This is a genomic window from Nocardioides sp. OK12 (assembly GCF_024341885.1).
Taxonomy (GTDB): Bacteria; Actinomycetota; Actinomycetes; order Propionibacteriales; family Nocardioidaceae; genus Nocardioides; species Nocardioides marinisabuli.
Genome location: NZ_BNET01000001.1, coordinates 560,337 through 577,615, shown reverse-complemented (window position 1 = coordinate 577,615; position 17,279 = coordinate 560,337). Strand labels below are relative to the sequence as shown.

Below are 17,279 nucleotides of genomic sequence, written 5' to 3'. Positions count from 1 at the left end.
ACGATGGGCACATGCACCCGGACTACGACCACCTGCAGCAGGCCGCCAAGGACCACCTGTGGATGCACTTCACCCGCCACGGGCAGTACGACGAGTCCGACGTCCCCGTCATCGTGCGCGGCGAGGGCGCCTACATCTGGGACGCGAAGGGTCGCCGCTACCTCGACGGCCTGGCCGGCCTCTTCGTCAGCCAGCTCGGTCACGGTCGCACCGACCTCGCCGAGACCGCGGCCAAGCAGGCCGCGGAGCTGGCCTTCCACCCGCTGTGGTCCTACGCGCACCCGACCGCGATCCAGCTGGCCGAGAAGATCGCGGGGCACGCCCCCGGCGACCTCAACCGGGTCTTCTTCACCAGCGGCGGCGGCGAGGCCGTCGAGACCGCCTGGAAGCTGGCCAAGAACTACTTCAAGCTCACCGGCAAGCCGATGAAGCACAAGGTCATCAGCCGCGCGATCGCCTACCACGGCACCACGCAGGGCGCGCTGTCGATCACCGGGCTGCCGGGGCTCAAGGCGCAGTTCGAGCCGCTGGTGCCCTCCACCTTCCGGGTGCCCAACACCAACGCCTACCGCGCCGACGAGATGACCGGCGGCTTCCTCGACGGCAGCGACCCCGAGGCCTTCGGCCGCTGGGCCGCCGACCAGATCGGCATCGCCATCGAGAACGAGGGCGCCGACACCGTGGCCGCGGTCTTCCTCGAGCCGGTCCAGAACGCCGGCGGCTGCTTCCCGCCGCCCCCGGGCTACTTCCAGCGGGTGCGCGAGATCTGCGACGAGCACGACGTGCTGCTGGTCTCCGACGAGGTGATCTGCGCCTTCGGCCGCCTGGGCCACATGTTCGGCGCCGAGCGTTACGGCTACCAGCCCGACATGATCACCTGCGCCAAGGGCCTGACCTCCGGCTACTCGCCGCTGGGCGCGATGATCGCCTCCGACCGGCTGATGGAGCCGTTCCTGCACGGCGCCGAGTCGTTCGCGCACGGCTACACCTTCGGCGGCCACCCGGTCTCCACCGCGGTCGGGCTGAGGAACCTGCAGATCTTCGAGGAGGAGCGCGTGCTCGAGCACGTGCGCGACAACGAGGGCGCCTTCCGCGCCACCCTCGAGCGGCTCATGGACCTGCCGATCGTCGGCGACGTGCGCGGCGACGGGTTCTTCTACGGCATCGAGCTGGTCAAGGACAAGGCCACCAAGGAGTCCTTCACCCACGAGGAGTGCGAGCGGCTGCTCTACGGCTTCGTCTCCAAGCAGCTCTTCGCCGAGGGCCTGTACTGCCGCGCCGACGACCGCGGCGACCCGGTCGTCCAGCTCGCTCCCCCGCTCATCTGCGACCAGGCCCAGTTCGACGAGATGGAGCAGATCCTGCGCGTGGTCCTCGACAAGGCCGGCACCCTCGTCTGACCCGGCGCACATCTCGCGTCGACCCGGCGCATACTTCGCCCCGACCCGGCGCACATCTCGCGTCGACCCGGCCCGAACCCGCACCCAGGAGTCCTGTGAGCACCCTGATCCCGCACTGGCGCGCCGGCGCCCGCTGGCCCGGCGCCACCCCCGAGCCCGAGCGGTACGCCGACGTGCACGACCCGGCCACGGGTCAGGTGAGCGGCCGGGTGGCGCTCGCGAGCGGCGCCGAGGTCGACGCCGTCGTCGCCGACGCCGTGGCCGCGGGCCGCGAGTGGGCCGAGACCTCGCTGTCGCGGCGCACGTCGGTGCTGTTCGCGTTCCGCGAGGTGCTCGTACGCCGCCGCGAGGAGGTCGCCGCCGCGATCACCGCCGAGCACGGCAAGGTCCTCGACGACGCGCTCGGCGAGGTGCAGCGCGGTCTCGAGGTCGCGGAGTTCGCCTGCGGGGCGCCGCACCTGCTCAAGGGCGGCTTCAGCGAGGGCGTGTCGAGCGGTGTCGACGTCTACTCCATCCGTCAGGCCCTCGGCGTCGTCGCGGTGATCTCCCCGTTCAACTTCCCCGCGATGGTGCCGCTGTGGTTCGTGCCGGTGGCGATCGCCTGCGGCAACGCGGTGGTGCTCAAGCCCTCGGAGAAGGACCCGTCGACGTCGCTGCTGCTGGCCGAGATCTGGGCCGAGGCGGGCCTGCCCGACGGTGTCTTCAACGTCGTGCAGGGCGACAAGGTCGCCGTCGACTCCCTGCTGACCCACCGCGACGTCAAGGCGGTCTCCTTCGTCGGCTCGACGCCGGTCGCGCGCTACGTCTACGAGACCGGCACCGCCCACGGCAAGCGGGTCCAGGCGCTGGGCGGCGCCAAGAACCACATGGTGGTGCTGCCCGACGCCGACCTCGAGGCGGCCGCCGACGCCGCGGTCTCCGCCGGCTTCGGCTCCGCCGGCGAGCGCTGCATGGCGATCTCGGCGCTCGTGTGCGTCGACCCGGTCGCCGACCGCCTGGTGCCGCTGATCGCGGAGCGGATGGCGGGCCTGGTCACCGGTGACGGTCGACGCGGCAGCGACATGGGGCCGCTGGTCACCGCCACGCACCGCGACAAGGTGGCCTCCTACGTCGACGCCGGCGCCGAGGCGGGCGCGAGCGTCGTGGTCGACGGGCGAGGGGTGCAGCCTGACGGCGCCGAGGGAGGCTTCTGGCTCGGGCCCACCCTGCTCGACCACGTCGAGACGTCGATGTCTGTCTACACCGACGAGATCTTCGGGCCGGTGCTGTCGGTGCTGCGGGTGCCGTCGTACGACGCCGCGCTCGAGCTGGTCAACGCCAACCCCTACGGCAACGGCACCGCGATCTTCACCCACGACGGCGGCGCGGCGCGGCGCTTCCAGCACGAGGTGGAGGTCGGGATGGTCGGGGTCAACGTGCCGATCCCGGTGCCGATGGCCTACTACTCCTTCGGCGGCTGGAAGAGCTCGCTCTTCGGCGACTCCCACGCCCACGGCACCGAGGGCATCCACTTCTTCACCCGCGGCAAGGTCGTGACCTCGCGCTGGCCCACGCCCGACCTCCCCCGGCCCGGCATCGACCTCGGCTTCCCCCAGCACCGCTGACCCGGCGCAGATCTCGCGTCGACCCGGCCCATACCTCGCACCGAGCCGGCTCGAACCGGACTCAGAGGTAGTGCCGGCGCCGGTTGCTGGTGATGCTCTCGTGCAGCGCTCGCAGGCGCCGCTCCGCGTCCTGCTCACCGCCGAAGACGTTGTCCCTGCGGAAGACCTCGACCGTCCACGCCCGGCGCAACCAGGCCCGCCGCGCCTGGTCGTGCTCACGCTGCTCGGGCGAGGAGTGGAACTCCTGGCCGTCGTACTCCGCTCCCGCCTTCTCCTCGGGCAGCCCCATGTCCAGGCGGTACGCCGCTCCCCCGTCGCGCGGCACCTCGAGCTGGGTGACCGGGCGCGGGAGCCCCGCCTGGTGCCACCGCAGGCGCAGCGCGGACTCGCCGAAGGACTCCGAGCCACCGTCGGCCAGCATGACCAGGGCGCGCAGGGCCACGACGCCACGCTGGCCGGCGAACCTGTTCACGCCCGCCAGGAGCTCCCCGTGCTCGAAGACGCCCAGCGAGAGCATGGTGTCCATCCCGTGCAGCCTCGCGTCGTTGGAGCGGGGCAGCCGGCCGAGGTCGAGCGCGGTGCGCAGCGGCGTGGTGGTGACCAGGCCCCCGATCTCGACGAGGTCGCTGTCACGCACGGCGCGCTCACCACTGCGCACGGTCGACCTCCTCAACCGCCCCGCGCGCTTGAAGCACGCCATCTCGGGGGTGCCCAGGTGGTCGTTGGGTGCCAGCGCCCGGTCGCCCGCGTGGAGCCAGGCCGCGGTGTGGTCGCAGAGGAACGCGTCGTCGGGGACCACCAGCCGCAGCACCGCGCACCGCAGCTCGAGGGTGTCCTCCAGCGCGCCGACGACGTACACGCCGTGGACGGGCCGGCGCAGCCAGCCGTGCTGCACCATCCGCCGCAGCTGCCGGTCGCCCAGGCCACGGTCGTGCGCCTCAGCGGTGGTGAAGGGACGGTCCAGCGGCAGCGAGTGCCCGAGGTCGATGATCTGCGCCATGTCCTCAGGCTGCTCCGCGGGGCCCCACCGCGCCAGTGGCACCTGCGCTGCCTGTGGAGAACCCGTCGAGGGGTGGGAGGTCCGAGCCGGGTCGACGGGAGATATGCGCCGGGTCAGCGCGCGATTTGCGCCGGGTCAGCGCGCGATTTGCGCCGGGTCAGGAGTCGAAGCCGAGGCCGACGGCGTCGAGGCCGCGCAGCCACAGGTTGCGCTGCCCACCACGACGGTCGGCACGGTCCAGGGACCAGCGGGTGAGGTTGATGCCGGCCGAGCGCAGCGGCTCGGGCGGGAAGGGCAGGGGGCGTTCGCGGACCATCCGCAGCCGGGTGCGCTCGGTGTCGGCGCCGTCGAGCAGGTCGAGCACCACCTGCGCCCCGAACCGCGAGGCGGCGACCCCGAGCCCGGTGTAGCCCAGCGCGTAGCCGACCCGGCCCGAGACCGCGGTGCCGAAGAACGCCGAGAAGCGGGTGCAGGTGTCGATGACCCCGCCCCACCGGTGCGTGAAGCGGAGACCGGCCAGCTGCGGGAACGTCTCGAGGAAGTGCTCGGCGAGCAGCCGGTGGGTCTGCTCGCGCTGCTCGAGGGAGGCGTCGATGCGGCTGCCCCAGTGGTAGACAGCGTCGTAGCCGCCCCACAGGAACCGGTCGTCGCGGGTGAGCCGGTAGTAGTGGAACTGGTGGGCGGCGTCGCCGATCCCCTGGCGCCCCGACCACCCGATCGAGGCGAGCTGGGAGGCCGAGAGCGGCTCGGTCATCAGCACGTGGTCGTAGACCGGCACGCTCATCAGCCGCAGCCGGCGCAGCAGCGGCGGGAAGGCGTTGGTGGCCAGCGCGACCCGGCCCGCCCGCACCCGACCTGCCCCCTGCGGACCCAGGGTCCGCAGCTCGACCCCGACGCCGGAGCGCTCCAGCCCCGTGACCCGCGTCGACTCGTGCACCACGACGCCGGCGTCGAGGCAGGCCCGCCGCAGGCCCCAGGCCAGCCGGGCGGGCTCGACGAGCGCCAGGCCGGTGGGCTCGCTCAGCGCCCCGAGGTACGTCGGCGACGCGACCTGGGCCTGCGCCTCGGCGGCGTCCAGCCAGCTCGCCTCATGGCCGTGCTCGACCAGCGCGCCGCGCAGCTCCTGCAGCTCCTCGACGTGGTGGGGCCGCGTGGCGACCGTCAGCTCGCCGACCTCGCGCCAGTCGCAGTCGATGCCGAGCGCGGTGACCGTCTCGCCGATCTCGCGCAGGTTCTCGGCGCCGAGCCGGTCGAGCTGCGCCAGCTCCTCGGGCCAGCGCTCGAGGCCGTTGCCGAAGCCGTGGGTCAGGCTGGCGGAGGCGAAGCCGCCGTTGCGGCCGCTGGCCTGCCCGCCGCACTCCCCCGCCTCGAGCAGCAGCACCGACGCCGAGGGGTGGCGGGCGCGGGCCAGCAGCGCCGTCCAGAGCCCGGTGTAGCCCCCACCCACCACGACCAGGTCGGCGCGGGCGGCGCCGGTCAACGGGGGCGCCGGCACCGGCCGGTCGGGGTCGTCGAGCCAGTACGTCCGCGGCTCGGCCTGCGCGAGGGCACGCTCGGCAGTGGTGCTCACCGCCCGGCCCGTCTCCGGCTGGCGAGCTCACCGGCCAGGACGACGGCCATCGCGACCAGGAACATGATGGTGCCCACGACGTTGATCTGCGGCGGGATGCCGCGCTGCGCCGCGCCCCACACGAGCATCGGGAAGGTGACCTCCTGCCCGGCGTTGAGGTTGGTGATGATGAAGTCGTCGAAGGACAGCGAGAAGGACAGCAGCGCCGCCCCGAGGATGCCCGGGAAGACCAGCGGGAAGCTGATCCGCCAGAACGTCTGCCACTCGTTGGCGTACAGGTCCATCGCCGCCTGCTCCAGGCGCGGGTCGAGCCCGGCCAGGCGTGCCTTGACGGTCACCACGACGAAGGACAGGCAGAAGAGCACGTGCGCGACCAGGATGGTCCAGAAGCCGAGGAGGCCGGCCACGCCGACGTTGACGAAGAGCGCCAGCAGCGAGGAGCCCATCACCACCTCGGGCGTGGCCATCGGCAGGAAGATCAGCAGGTTGGCGGCGCTGCGGCCGCGGAAGCGGTGCCGGACCATCGCGAAGGCCATCAGGGTGCCCAGCAGGGTCGCGCCCAGGGTCGCCAGCAGGCCGATCTGCAGGCTGGTGACCAGCGACTCGCACAGCTGGAAGGGCCCGCAGACGTCGGTCCAGTTGGCGAGGGTGAACCCGTCGAAGCTGTAGCTGTTGCGGCTGGCCGGGTCGTTGAAGGACATCAGCATCACCACGAGCACCGGCACCGTCATGTAGACCAGCACCAGCAGGCCCAGGACCAGGACCAGGTGGTCGGCCAGCCACCGGCCGGGGCCACGTCCGGCCCGGCGCGCGGTCACGGTCGCGGCGCTCACACCAGGTCCTCGGTGCCCGAGCGGCGCACGTAGACGAAGACCAGCACCACGATGGCGGCCATCAAGGTGACCGACAGTGCGGAGGCCGTCGGGTAGTCGCCGGCGGCGAAGAGGTCCTGGATCTCGTTGCCGACCATGCGGGTCTGCGGATTGCCCAGCAGCTCGGAGTTGATGTAGTCGCCGGCCGAGGGGATGAAGGTCAGCAGGGTGCCGGCGACCAGCCCGGGCATCGCCAGCGGCAGGGTCACGGTGCGGAAGGCGGTGAACGGCGAGGAGTAGAGGTCGGCTGCAGCCTCGAGGAAGCGGTGGTCGATCTTCTCCAGCGAGGCGTAGAGCGGCAGCACCATGAACGGCAGGAAGTTGTAGGTCAGCCCGGTCACGACCGCGAACGGCGTGGCGAGCAGGTGCCCGTCCTCCCCCAGCACCCGGATCGTCCGCAGGAAGGAGACCAGGGCCTCGTTGTCGCCGAGGATGTACTGCCACGACAGGGTGCGCACCAGGAAGCTGGTGAAGAACGGCGCGATGACGGCGACCAGCATCAGGTTCTTCCACCGCCCCGCCTTGAAGGCGATGGCGTAGGCGAGCGGGAAGCCGAGCACGACGCAGGCCAGCGTCGCGGTGCCGGCGTACAGGAAGCTGCGCACCAGCTGGGGCGAGTAGTCCTGGATGGAGTCGGCGTAGTTCTGCACGTGACCGGTCATCCGGTAGCCCAGCTGGAGCGACCCGCTCGGGTCGTAGAGGCTGGTCGCGACCAGCGTCGCGGTGGGCACCACGAAGAACAGCGCCAGCCACACGCCGCCGGGCAGCAGCAGCAGGTAGCCGCTCAGACCGCCGCGACGCCCGCCGGGCGCGGGCGGCGTCCCGGTCGGCTCGGCGGTGCGCAACGGGCCGGCCACGCTCACCGGTCCTCGGGCTCGACGCCGGCGGCGGCGTCCTGGGAGGCGTCGAGGCAGAAGGTGTGCGCCGGCGACCAGTGCAGGTCGACCGCGGCACCGGTGCGCAGCCGCTCGTGGTGCCCGGAGTTCTGGGAGAAGGCCGTGAGCTCCTGGCCCCACGGCATCCGCACGAGGTACTGGGTGCTGACCCCGACGAAGCTGACGTCGCTGACCACCCCGCCGCGCAGGCAGTTGCCCGCGGGCTCGGACGGTGCGCCTCCGGCCGGTGCCAGCACCACCTTCTCGGGCCGTACGCCGACCCAGACGTCGCCCTGCGCCACCACGGCGCGGGCGCGGTCGGCGTGGACCGTGGTGCCGTGCACGTCGAGCACGAGGTCCCCCTCGCCGGCGCCGTCGCGGACCCGGCCCGCGACCAGGTTGGACTGGCCCAGGAAGTTGGCGACGAACGTGGTCGCCGGGCACTCGTAGAGGACCTCCGGCGGACCCATCTGCTCGATGCGCCCCGCGTTCATCACCGCGACGGTGTCGGCCATCGTCATGGCCTCCTCCTGGTCGTGGGTCACGTGCACGAAGGTCAGCCCGACCTCGGTCTGGATCCGTTTGAGCTCGATCTGCATCTGCCGGCGCAGCTTGAGGTCGAGCGCACCGAGGGGCTCGTCGAGCAGCAGCACCCGGGGCTGGTTGATCAGGGCCCGCGCCAGTGCCACGCGCTGCTGCTGACCGCCGGACAGCTGGGCGGGGCGGCGGTCGGCCAGACCCGTGAGCTCGACCAGGTCGAGCATCCGCTCGACGTCCTCGGCGACCCGCTTGCGCCCGCGCCGCCGCAGCCCGAAGGCGACGTTGGCGGCGATGGTGAGGTGCGGGAAGAGCGCATAGCTCTGGAAGACGGTGTTGACCGGGCGCTTGTAGGGCTTGAGGTGGGTGATGTCGTCGTCGCCCAGCGTGATCGTGCCGCCGGTCGGCTCCTCGAGACCGGCCACCATCCGCAGCGTGGTGGTCTTGCCGCAGCCCGACGGGCCCAGCAGGGCGAAGAAGGAACCCTGGGGCACCGTCAGGTCGAGGTCGTCGACGGCGGTGAACGACGCGAAGCGCTTGGTCAGGCCGCTCAGCACCAGGTCGGCGCCCGCCCCCTGCGCACCGCTCTCCTGGCTCACCGTGCCTCCGCTCGGGACGCTCGTCCGGGTCGCCATCAGGCCCCGATCACCCGGGCGAAGTCCTTGTCGTACTGCTGGCGCGTGGACTCGTCGAGCTCCATGAACCCGTAGGCGTTGGCCAGGAAGTCCTCGTCGGGGAAGATCAGGGGGTTGTCGACGAGCGAGGCGTCGACCTGCTCCATCGCCTCCTGGGCCCCCTCGACGGGGCAGATGTAGTTCACCCAGGCGGCCAGCTGGGCGGCGATCTCGGGCTGGTAGTAGAAGTCCATCAGCGCCTCGGCGTTGGCCTTGTGCTCGGCCTTGTTGGGCACCAGCATGTTGTCGGACCACAGGGAGAGCCCCTCCTCGGGCACCACCCACTTGATGTCGGGGTTGTCGTACTGCATCGCGATGACGTCGCCCGACCACGCCTCGCAGGCCACCACGTTGCCGGCGTTGAGGTCGCGGATGTAGTCGTTGCCGGTGAATCGCCGGATCTGCCCGGACCCGACGTACCCCTCGAGACGACCGAGCGCGCCCGACCACTGCTCCTCGGTGAAGTCCTCGGGGTCGGCGCCCTCGAGGAGCAGCATGAAGAGCATCGTGTCGCCCATCTCGGAGAGCAGGCTGACCTTGCCCTTGAGGTCGCTGCGGGTCATCAGCTCCTCGAAGCTGCCCACCTCGCCGGTGTACTTGGCGTTGTAGGCGATGCCGGTCAGCCCGCTCTGCCACGGCACGCTGTAGCTGCGGTCGGGGTCCCAGGTGGGCGAGCGCAGGTCGGGCTTCAGGTTGGCCTGCACGTTGGGCATGGCGCCCATGTCGAGCTCCTGCACCCAGCCCAGCGAGACCATCCTGGCGGCCATCCAGTCGGTGAGCACGATGATGTCGCGCCCGATCGGCTCGCACCCGCCGAGCTGGTCCTTGACCTTGCCGAAGAACTCGGTGTTGTCGTTGACGTCGGTGTTGTAGGTGACAGAGATGCCGCTGGTGGTCTGGAACTCCTCGAGCGTGGGCATCTTCTTGCCCTTGCGGTCGATGTACTCGGGCCAGTTGGAGAAGACCAGCGCCTTCTCGGTGTCCGAGAGGTCCTCGGAGGTGCAGGACTCGGCGGTCTGCACCTGGGACTCCGTGCCGCAGGCGGTCAGCAGCCCGGGCACCCCCACCGCGAGCGCGGAGACCGAGGCGCCGCGCAGGAAGGAGCGGCGTCCGAGACCGCGCACGCCCGCGGCACGGGAGGCGCGGAGGAGCTCGTCGAGGCGGTCAGGATGGACGGTCATCTGGTACCTCCAAGGTCGGGCTGAACTCGGATCGTGTCACCGTCGACACCCTCAGGACAAGGGAAACGGTTGATCTGAAACAAGTCTGCAACGAAATCCATCGTCAATCGCGACAGCCCGCACCGTTCCGTCACCCCTTCCCCGCGATAGGTTGCTCCCATGAGCCCCCGCAGCGAGCGCGCCACCACTCCCCTCGACGACGTCTCGAAGGCGATCATCGAGCAGCTCCAGCAGGACGGCCGCCGCTCGTACGCCGCCATCGGCAAGGTGGTGGGGCTCTCCGAGGCCGCCGTGCGCCAGCGGGTGCAGCGCCTGGTCGAGGGCGGGGTGATGCAGGTCGTGGCGGTCACCGACCCCCTCGAGCTGGGCTTCGCCCGGCAGGCGATGGTGGGGGTGCGGGTCAGCGGGCCGCTCGAGCCGGTGGCCGACGCGCTGGCCGAGATCGCGGAGGTCGACTACGTCGTGATCACCGCCGGCTCCTACGACCTGCTGGCCGAGGTGGTCGCCGAGAGCGACGAGGGCCTGCTCGAGCTGATCTCCCAGCGCATCCGCACGATCGAGGGCGTGGTGGGCACCGAGACCTTCATGTACCTGCGGCTGCGCAAGCAGACCTACTCGTGGGGTGTGCGCTGAACCCGGCCGGCTCCCCCACCGAGGACTACCGCGCGCTCTCTCTGTGGCACGCCACCGCCGGCGAGGACTGGACCCCGCGCGCCCCGCTGGCCGGTGACCTCGACGTCGACGTCGCCGTGGTGGGCGCCGGCCTGACCGGGCTGTGGACCGCGCACTACCTCGCCGAGGCCGACCCCGCCCTGCGGATAGCGGTCCTCGAGGCCGAGGTCGCCGGGTACGGCGCGTCGGGACGCAACGGCGGCTGGTGCTCGGCGCTCTTCCCCGCCTCCTCCGAGACCCTCGCGGCCCTGCCCCGTGCCGACGGCCGCCCGCACGGGCGCGCCGGCGCCCTGGCCCAGCACGCCGCGATGCGCGGCAGCGTCGCCGAGGTCGCCCGGGCCGCGGCCGCCGAGGACATCGACGCCCAGCTCGCCCGGGGCGGCACCATCGACCTGGCGCGCAGCCCCGCCCAGCTGGTCCGCGCCCGCGCGGAGGTCGTGCACGCCCGGGCCTGGGGGCGGGGCGAGGACGACCTGCGGCTGCTCGACCGGGCCGGGGCCGAGGAGCACGTGCGGGCCGCGGGCACCCTCGGGGCGACGTACACGCCCGACTGCGCGGCGCTGCACCCGGCGCGGCTGGTGCGCGGGCTGGCCCGGGCGGTCGAGCGGCGCGGGGTGCGGGTCCTCGAGCAGACCCCCGTCACCGCGGTCACGCCCGGGCGCTGCGGGACCCCGCGGGGCGTGGTGCGCGCCGAGGTGGTCGTGCGGGCCACCGAGGGCTGGACCGCGCACCTGCCGGGGCACGAGCGCGACGTCGTGCCGGTCTACTCGCTGGTGATCGCCACCGAGCCGCTGCCCGAGGAGGTGTGGGCGGAGATCGGTCTGGCCCGGCGCGAGACGTTCACCGACCACCGCCACCTCATCGTCTACGGCCAGCGCACCGCCGACGGGCGGCTGGTCTTCGGCGGGCGGGGTGCCCCCTACCACCTCGGGTCGGCGATCCGGCCCGGCCACGACCGCGACCCGCGCGTCCACGCCCGGCTGCTGGCCACGTTGCGCGAGATGTTCCCGGTGCTGGCCCGGGGGCGCGGGGTGCGGGTCACCCACGCCTGGGGCGGGGCGCTGGGCATCCCGCGCGACTGGTGCGCCTCGGTGGGTCTGGACCGCGACACCGGGCTGGCCTGGGCCGGCGGGTACGTCGGCGACGGGGTCGCCACCACCAACCTCGCCGGACGCACGCTGCGCGACCTCGTGCTCGGCCGCGACACCGACCTGACCGCGCTGCCCTGGGTCGGCCACCGCTCCCCGCGCTGGGAGCCCGAGCCGCTGCGCTGGCTGGGCATCAACGCCGGGCTGCGGGCCACGACCGCCGCCGACGTCGAGGAGCGGTGGACCGGTCGGCCCTCCCTGCTGGCGCGCGCCGTCGCGCCGCTGCTGGGCTGACCCGCTGCCGGGGGCAGGATGGGCCCATGAGGAAGCTCGCCCTGGTCCGCCGTCCCGGTCCCCGACTGGCCGACGGCATCGTGACCCACATCGACCGCTCCCCCGTCGACATCGACCTGGCGCTGCGCCAGTGGGAGGGGTACGTCGCCGCGCTGCACGACGAGGGCTGGGAGACCGTCGAGGTCGACCCGGCCGACGACTGCCCCGACGCGGTCTTCGTCGAGGACACCGTCGTCGTCTACGACGACCTGGCCGTGGTCGCCCGCCCCGGCGCCGACGAGCGCAAGCCCGAGACAGCCGCGACCGAGGACGCGCTGCGCCGCCTCGGCTACCGGCTCGCGCGCATCGAGGCACCCGACACCCTCGACGGCGGCGACGTGCTCAAGCACGACGGCACCGTGTGGGTCGGTCTCGGCGGGCGCACCACCCCCGGTGCCGTCGAGCAGCTGCGGGCCCTGCTGGCGCCGCTGGGCGCTCGCGTGGTCGGCGTACCGCTGGCGAAGGTGCTGCACCTGAAGTCGGCCGTCACCGCGCTGCCCGACGGCACCGTGGTGGGCTGGGACCCGGTCGTCGACGACGCCTCGGTCTGGGAGCCCTACCTGCCGGTGCCGGAGGAGCCCGGCGCGCACGTCGTGCTGCTCGACGAGTCGACGGTGCTGATGTCGACCAGCGCACCCCGCACCCGTGCGCTCCTCGAGGGGCGCGGGCTGCGGGTCGTGGCGGTCGACATGAGCGAGTACGAGAAGCTCGAGGGCTGCGTGACCTGCCTGTCGGTGCGGCTGCGTGGGGCGCCGACGGCCTGACCCGCCCGCCGCCGGCAGGTGGTCGCGCCGGCCGAAAACCCGTTGCACCGCGTCCGGCCGGGCCCCACCCTGGTGCCTGAGCAGCACGACGTCCGAGCCGTGCCCGTCGAGAGGAGCGTGACATGTCCACGACTGTCCCTGGCCTGCCCGCAGACCACCCCCTCTTCTCCCGATGGAGCACCCACCGTGACGTACGACGTCTCGCAGCACCCGCAACACCCGCAGGACCGCACCACCCCTGACACCCCGTCCGACCCGGAAGCCTTCCGCTTCCACTTCCGTCCCCTCGACGACCTGGGCGAGGACCAGCGTTGGTCCACCTGGCTCGAGGTCGAGCCGCTCTCGCGCGGCCCCGAGCCCCGGCCCGACTGGGTCGTGACCAGCCAGGCGGCCGTCGACACCGAGCTCGGCGTCCTCAAGACCGGCAAGGAGGCCGACGCGTTCCTGCTCGAGCGCGCCGTCCCCGACACCGACCCGTCCTTCGTGCCGGGCACCCCCGGCCTGTCGGTGGTGATGGTCGCCAAGCGCTACCGCGGCGAGGAGCACCGCTCGTTCCACCGCTCCGGCGCGTACACCGAGGGCCGGCGGGTCCGGAACACCCGCGACGCCCGGGCCATGGCCAAGAAGACCGCACACGGCCGCGCGGTCGCCGCGGGCCAGTGGGCCTGGGCCGAGTTCCAGGCGCTGAGCCGGCTCTGGACCCTCGGCGCGCGAGGGGGCCTGGCGGTCCCCTACCCCGTGCAGGTCGACGGCACCGAGCTGCTGATGGAGTGGATCACCGTCGAGGGCGAGCACGGCCCCGAGACCGCGCCACGCCTGGCCCAGACCCGGCCCGGGCCGCGGTTGCTGGCGTCGTACTGGGAGCAGGTGCGCGAGGCGATGGCGCTGATGGTGCAGGAGGGCATGGTGCACGGCGACCTGTCGCCGTACAACGTGCTCGCCGCGGGCGAGCGGCTGGTCGTCATCGACCTGCCCCAGGTCGTCGACCTGGTCGGCAACGTCAACGGGATGGACTTCCTGCTGCGCGACTGCCGCAACATGGCCACCTGGTTCCGCGCGCGTGGTCTCGACGTCGACGAGCACGACCTCTTCGGCGACCTGGTCGCGCACGCGTTCTGAGCCGACACCGGGCGACCTCACCCGCGCGCAGTCGGTAGGTTCGGCCCCGTGAGACACACACGGGGCCGGACCGTCGACATCACCACCCTCGACGAGCTCGACCACCGGCTGCGCGCCGGCGCGCGCACCCTCTCGGGCTGGCGGGTGCGCTCGGTCGACCTCACCGAACGGGGCGCCGAGCTCGGCCGCTGCCGGCTCGCGGGCGCCACCTTCCTGGGCTGCCGCTTCGCCGAGGGCGACGCCGCGAGGGTCGAGGCCTCCGGGGCGCTGGTCCTCCCGCAGATCCCCGACGTGCCGGTCGACGTCTACCGCCACGAGCTCTACGAGGCCCGCGAGCTCTTCGACACGCTGCGCTGGAGCGAGTCGGTCGACGGTCGGGCCTACGCGTGGTCCAAGCCCGGCGCGATCGACGACGCCGAGGTCTCCACCGAGGTGCCGCTGGCCCGCACCCTCCACGACCACGCCATCGACCTGGCGCTCGACCGCTGGCGCGAGGGCCGGCGCGTCGTCGGCGTGATGGGCGGGCACGCCGCCTCCCGGGGCACCTCGCTCTTCACCGACGCGGCCCGCCTGGGCCACCGCCTCGGCGGGGCCGGGCTGACGGTGGCCACCGGCGGCGGGCCCGGGGCGATGGAGGCGGCCAACCTCGGGGCACGGCTCTCCTCGCGCGACGACGCGGTGCTCGGCGAGGCCCTGCGGATGCTGGCCGCGGTGCCGTCGTACCGGCCCTCGGTCGACGCCTGGGTGCTCTCGGCGTTCGACACCCTCACCGCGCTCGACCCGCCCGAGGCCGACGGCGGACCGGTCGCCAACCTCGGCATCCCGACGTGGCACTACGGCCACGAGCCGCCCAACGTCTTCGCCACTGCGATCGCGAAGTACTTCCGCAACGCCACCCGCGAGGCGATCCTGCTCGAGGTCTGCGACGCCGGCATCGTCTTCCTGCCCGGCGCCGGCGGGACGGTGCAGGAGGTGTTCCAGGACGCCTGCGAGAACTACTACGCCGACGAGGCGTCGGTGGCGCCGATGGTGCTCGTCGGGCGTCGGCACTGGACCGAGGAGCTGCCGGCCTGGCCGCTGCTGCAGGCGCTGGCGTCGGGCCGGGCCATGGAGCCGCACGTGCACCTCGTCGACACCGTCGAGGAAGCGCTCGAGGTCGTGACCAGCTCCCGGTAGGTCTCGACCAACGCCTCGTCGAGCGCGCGCCACGAGCGGTGCCGCACGCTGCGCCGCGCCTCCAGCGCCGTACGCCGCAGCGCCAGGTCGTCGTGCACCAGCCGGGCCACGCAGGCCTCGAGGTCGGCGGCGTCACCGGGCTCGAAGAGCAGGCCCGCGGTGCCCTCGTCGACGAGGTCCTCGGCGACGCCGTTGCGGGGCGCCACCACCGGGACGCCCGAGGCCAGCGCCTCGAGACCCGCCCGGGTCAGCCGCCCGCAGGTCTCGCGGCGGGCGGTGTGCACCAGCAGGTCGAGCGAGGCGTACGCCGTCGCCAGGGCCTCGCCGCGCAGGTCGCCGAGGAAGTGCGCGTGCGGCAGCAACCGCCGCAGCCGCGTCTCGTCGGGGCCGCTGCCCACCAGCACCAGCCGGTAGCGGTCATCGGCGTCGAGGCCGGTCAGCAGGTCGACCTCCTCGTCCCGCTCCAGCGGCCCGACGTGGCCGAGCAGGCGTCGGCCGTCGGCCGCCAGCGCGGCGCGCCACGGCTCGCTGCGCCGGCTGGGGTGGAAGGCGGTCAGGTCGACCCCGCAGGGCCACAGCGACGACCGCTCGACCCCGTGGGCCTGCAGGTCGCGCAGCACCGCGGTCGATCCCGCCAGCACCCGGTCGGCCGCCTCGAGCACGCGCGGAGGAGGCGGGCCGCCCTCCCCCGTGGGCCCCACGTCGAGCACGACCGGCACGCCCAGCCGGGCTGCCACGAGGACCGCCCGCCGGCCCAGCCGCCCGGGCCCGGCCACGTGCAGCACGTCCGGGCCGAAGCGCCGCAGCGTGCTGCGCAGCCGCGAGCCCGCGGGCCAGGAGCCGACGCGGCGCACCGGGAAGCCGGCGTACGTCGCGGGGCCGTCGTGGGTGACCAGGCGGGCGTCGTGCCCCTCGGCCGCCAGGTGCGCCAGCAGCCGGGGCACCGTCGCGTCCCCCGCGCCCGGCTCGAAGGTCTCGCTGACCACCAGCACGCGCAACCGGTCGCGCATCGGCTCGGGCTGGCTCATGGGCCCACGGTGCGCCCCACGGGCCAGCGGCCGGCGAGCGCCCGGGGCGCGCCGGTGGACGATCCGGTGAACACCGCACCAACGACCCGGCCGCCCGACGCGAGGTCCGCGCCGGGTCGGTGCGAGATCTGCGCCGGGTCAGCGCGAGGTTCGCGCCGGGTCGGCGCGAGATCTGCGCCGGGTCAGCGCGGGTGGTCAGACGTCGGTGGCGGCCAGCTGGCCGCAGGCGCCGTCGATCTCCGAGCCGCGGGTGTCGCGCACGGTGGTGGGGATGCCCTTGGCCTCGAGCCGGCGCACGAACTCGCGCTCGTCGGCGGGGTCGGAGGCGGTCCACTTGCTGCCCGGGGTCGGGTTGAGCGGGATCAGGTTGACGTGCACCCAGCCCCAGTCGCCGTAGCCGCGCAGCACGTCGGCGAGCAGGTCGGCGCGCCAGGCCTGGTCGTTGATGCCACGCATCATGGCGTACTCGATGGAGACCCGGCGCTTGGTGACGCGGGCGTAGTCCCAGGCCGCCTCGACGGTCTCGGCGACCGAGGAGCGGGTGTTGATCGGCACCAGCTCGTTGCGCAGCTCGTCGTCGGGGGCGTGCAGGCTCAGCGCGAGCGTGACCGGGATGCCCTCCTCGGTGAGCTGGCGGATGCGCGGGACGAGCCCGACCGTGGAGACCGTGATGCCGCGCGCCGACATGCCGAGGCCGTCGGGGGCCGGGTCGGTGAGGCGGCGCACCGCGCCGATGACGGCCTTGTAGTTGGCCAGCGGCTCGCCCATGCCCATGAAGACGACGTTGTTGACGCGTCCGCGCCCGCCGGGCACCTCGTCGCGGTCCAGGGAGCGGGCGCCGGCGACGACCTGCTCGACGATCTCGGCGGTGCTCATGTTGCGCTGCAGGCCGCCCTGGCCGGTGGCGCAGAACGGGCAGGCCATGCCGCAGCCGGCCTGGCTCGAGACGCACATGGTGGTGCGGCCGGGGTAGCGCATCAGCACCGACTCGACCAGGGCGCCGTCGAAGAGCTTCCACAGCGTCTTGCGGGTGGTGCCCTTGTCGGCCTCGAGGGTGCGCAGCGGCGTCATCAGGTGCGGCAGCAGGGTGCTGACCAGCTCGGCGCGCTGACCGGCGGGCAGGTCGGTCATCTGCTCGGGGTCGTCGACCAGGCGGCTGAAGTAGTGCGTCGAGAGCTGCTTGGCCCGGAAGCCCGGCAGGCCGTTGTCGGCCAGCAGCTGCTTGCGCTCGGCCGGCGTCAGGTCGGCCAGGTGGCGTGGCGGCTTCTTGCGCCCGCGCGGCTCCTCGAAGACCAGCGGGAGCGCGGTCGTGCCCTCGGCGGGCTCGGGGGCGCGCGGCGGGACGGCGGCGGAGGCGGGCACGGGGGCAGCGGTGTCATCGGGCAT

General features: G+C 73.2%; 14 protein-coding genes and 1 pseudogene. 7 read left to right on the top strand and 8 right to left on the bottom strand.

What is annotated here, in order from left to right:
• Positions 1–11: 11 nt before the first annotated feature.
• Together OCU29_RS02860 and OCU29_RS02855 are read left to right on the top strand one after the other, a co-directional pair.
• Positions 12–1,400 carry an aspartate aminotransferase family protein gene (locus OCU29_RS02860; RefSeq protein WP_261818707.1) on the top strand — a complete coding sequence of 463 codons (1,389 nt, stop codon included), beginning with the start codon at positions 12–14 and terminating at the stop codon, positions 1,398–1,400.
• Between the two features lie 95 nt (positions 1,401–1,495).
• Positions 1,496–3,004, top strand: a complete 1,509-nt coding sequence (locus OCU29_RS02855; protein ID WP_370463646.1) for a CoA-acylating methylmalonate-semialdehyde dehydrogenase — start codon at positions 1,496–1,498, stop codon at positions 3,002–3,004.
• A 61-nt stretch (positions 3,005–3,065) separates the two neighbouring features.
• Here OCU29_RS02855 and OCU29_RS02850 read toward each other — a convergent pair whose 3' ends face one another.
• From OCU29_RS02850 to OCU29_RS02825, 6 genes are all read right to left on the bottom strand, one after another.
• Positions 3,066–4,004 carry a type IV toxin-antitoxin system AbiEi family antitoxin domain-containing protein gene (locus OCU29_RS02850; RefSeq protein WP_261818706.1) on the bottom strand — a complete coding sequence of 313 codons (939 nt, stop codon included), beginning with the start codon at positions 4,002–4,004 and terminating at the stop codon, positions 3,066–3,068.
• A 157-nt stretch (positions 4,005–4,161) separates the two neighbouring features.
• Positions 4,162–5,574, bottom strand: coding sequence for an FAD-binding oxidoreductase (locus tag OCU29_RS02845; protein WP_261818705.1), 1,413 nt, complete (start codon positions 5,572–5,574; stop codon positions 4,162–4,164).
• Positions 5,571–6,407 carry an ABC transporter permease gene (locus tag OCU29_RS02840; protein ID WP_261818704.1) on the bottom strand — a complete coding sequence of 279 codons (837 nt, stop codon included), beginning with the start codon at positions 6,405–6,407 and terminating at the stop codon, positions 5,571–5,573. Before OCU29_RS02840 ends, OCU29_RS02845 begins: the two co-directional genes overlap by 4 nt.
• Positions 6,404–7,303: an ABC transporter permease gene (locus OCU29_RS02835; RefSeq protein ID WP_261818703.1), complete on the bottom strand. Its 900-nt coding sequence runs from the start codon at positions 7,301–7,303 to the stop codon at positions 6,404–6,406. Before OCU29_RS02835 ends, OCU29_RS02840 begins: the two co-directional genes overlap by 4 nt.
• 2 nt (positions 7,304–7,305) lie before the next feature.
• Positions 7,306–8,457, bottom strand: a complete 1,152-nt coding sequence (locus tag OCU29_RS02830; RefSeq protein WP_258016927.1) for an ABC transporter ATP-binding protein — start codon at positions 8,455–8,457, stop codon at positions 7,306–7,308.
• Between the two features lie 35 nt (positions 8,458–8,492).
• Complete coding sequence (locus OCU29_RS02825; protein WP_261818702.1) at positions 8,493–9,713, bottom strand: spermidine/putrescine ABC transporter substrate-binding protein; 1,221 nt, start codon at positions 9,711–9,713, stop codon at positions 8,493–8,495.
• A 159-nt stretch (positions 9,714–9,872) separates the two neighbouring features.
• Here OCU29_RS02825 and OCU29_RS02820 point away from each other — a divergent pair, with 159 nt between their 5' ends.
• From OCU29_RS02820 to OCU29_RS02800, 5 genes are all read left to right on the top strand, one after another.
• Positions 9,873–10,346: an Lrp/AsnC family transcriptional regulator gene (locus OCU29_RS02820; protein WP_179615991.1), complete on the top strand. Its 474-nt coding sequence runs from the start codon at positions 9,873–9,875 to the stop codon at positions 10,344–10,346.
• Entirely contained in the window at positions 10,331–11,767 is a 1,437-nt protein-coding gene (locus OCU29_RS02815) for an FAD-binding oxidoreductase (protein ID WP_261818701.1), read from the top strand. Before OCU29_RS02820 ends, OCU29_RS02815 begins: the two co-directional genes overlap by 16 nt.
• Before the next feature lie 26 nt (positions 11,768–11,793).
• A complete protein-coding gene (ddaH, locus tag OCU29_RS02810; RefSeq protein ID WP_261818700.1) occupies positions 11,794–12,570 on the top strand; it encodes a dimethylargininase in 777 nt (258 codons plus the stop codon).
• 186 nt (positions 12,571–12,756) lie between these two features.
• Positions 12,757–13,689 (top strand): serine protein kinase RIO, encoded by a 933-nt coding sequence (locus tag OCU29_RS02805; protein ID WP_261818699.1) that lies wholly within the window; start codon positions 12,757–12,759, stop codon positions 13,687–13,689.
• Positions 13,690–13,737: 48 nt separating this feature from the next.
• Positions 13,738–14,865, top strand: a complete 1,128-nt coding sequence (locus OCU29_RS02800) for an LOG family protein (RefSeq protein WP_258016926.1) — start codon at positions 13,738–13,740, stop codon at positions 14,863–14,865.
• Positions 14,866–14,912: 47 nt separating this feature from the next.
• Here OCU29_RS02800 and OCU29_RS02795 read toward each other — a convergent pair.
• Together OCU29_RS02795 and rlmN are read right to left on the bottom strand one after the other, a co-directional pair.
• Positions 14,913–15,875 (bottom strand): annotated as a pseudogene (locus OCU29_RS02795) (glycosyltransferase); the annotation flags it as partial.
• A 213-nt stretch (positions 15,876–16,088) separates the two neighbouring features.
• Complete coding sequence (rlmN, locus tag OCU29_RS02790; protein ID WP_246305155.1) at positions 16,089–17,279, bottom strand: 23S rRNA (adenine(2503)-C(2))-methyltransferase RlmN; 1,191 nt, start codon at positions 17,277–17,279, stop codon at positions 16,089–16,091.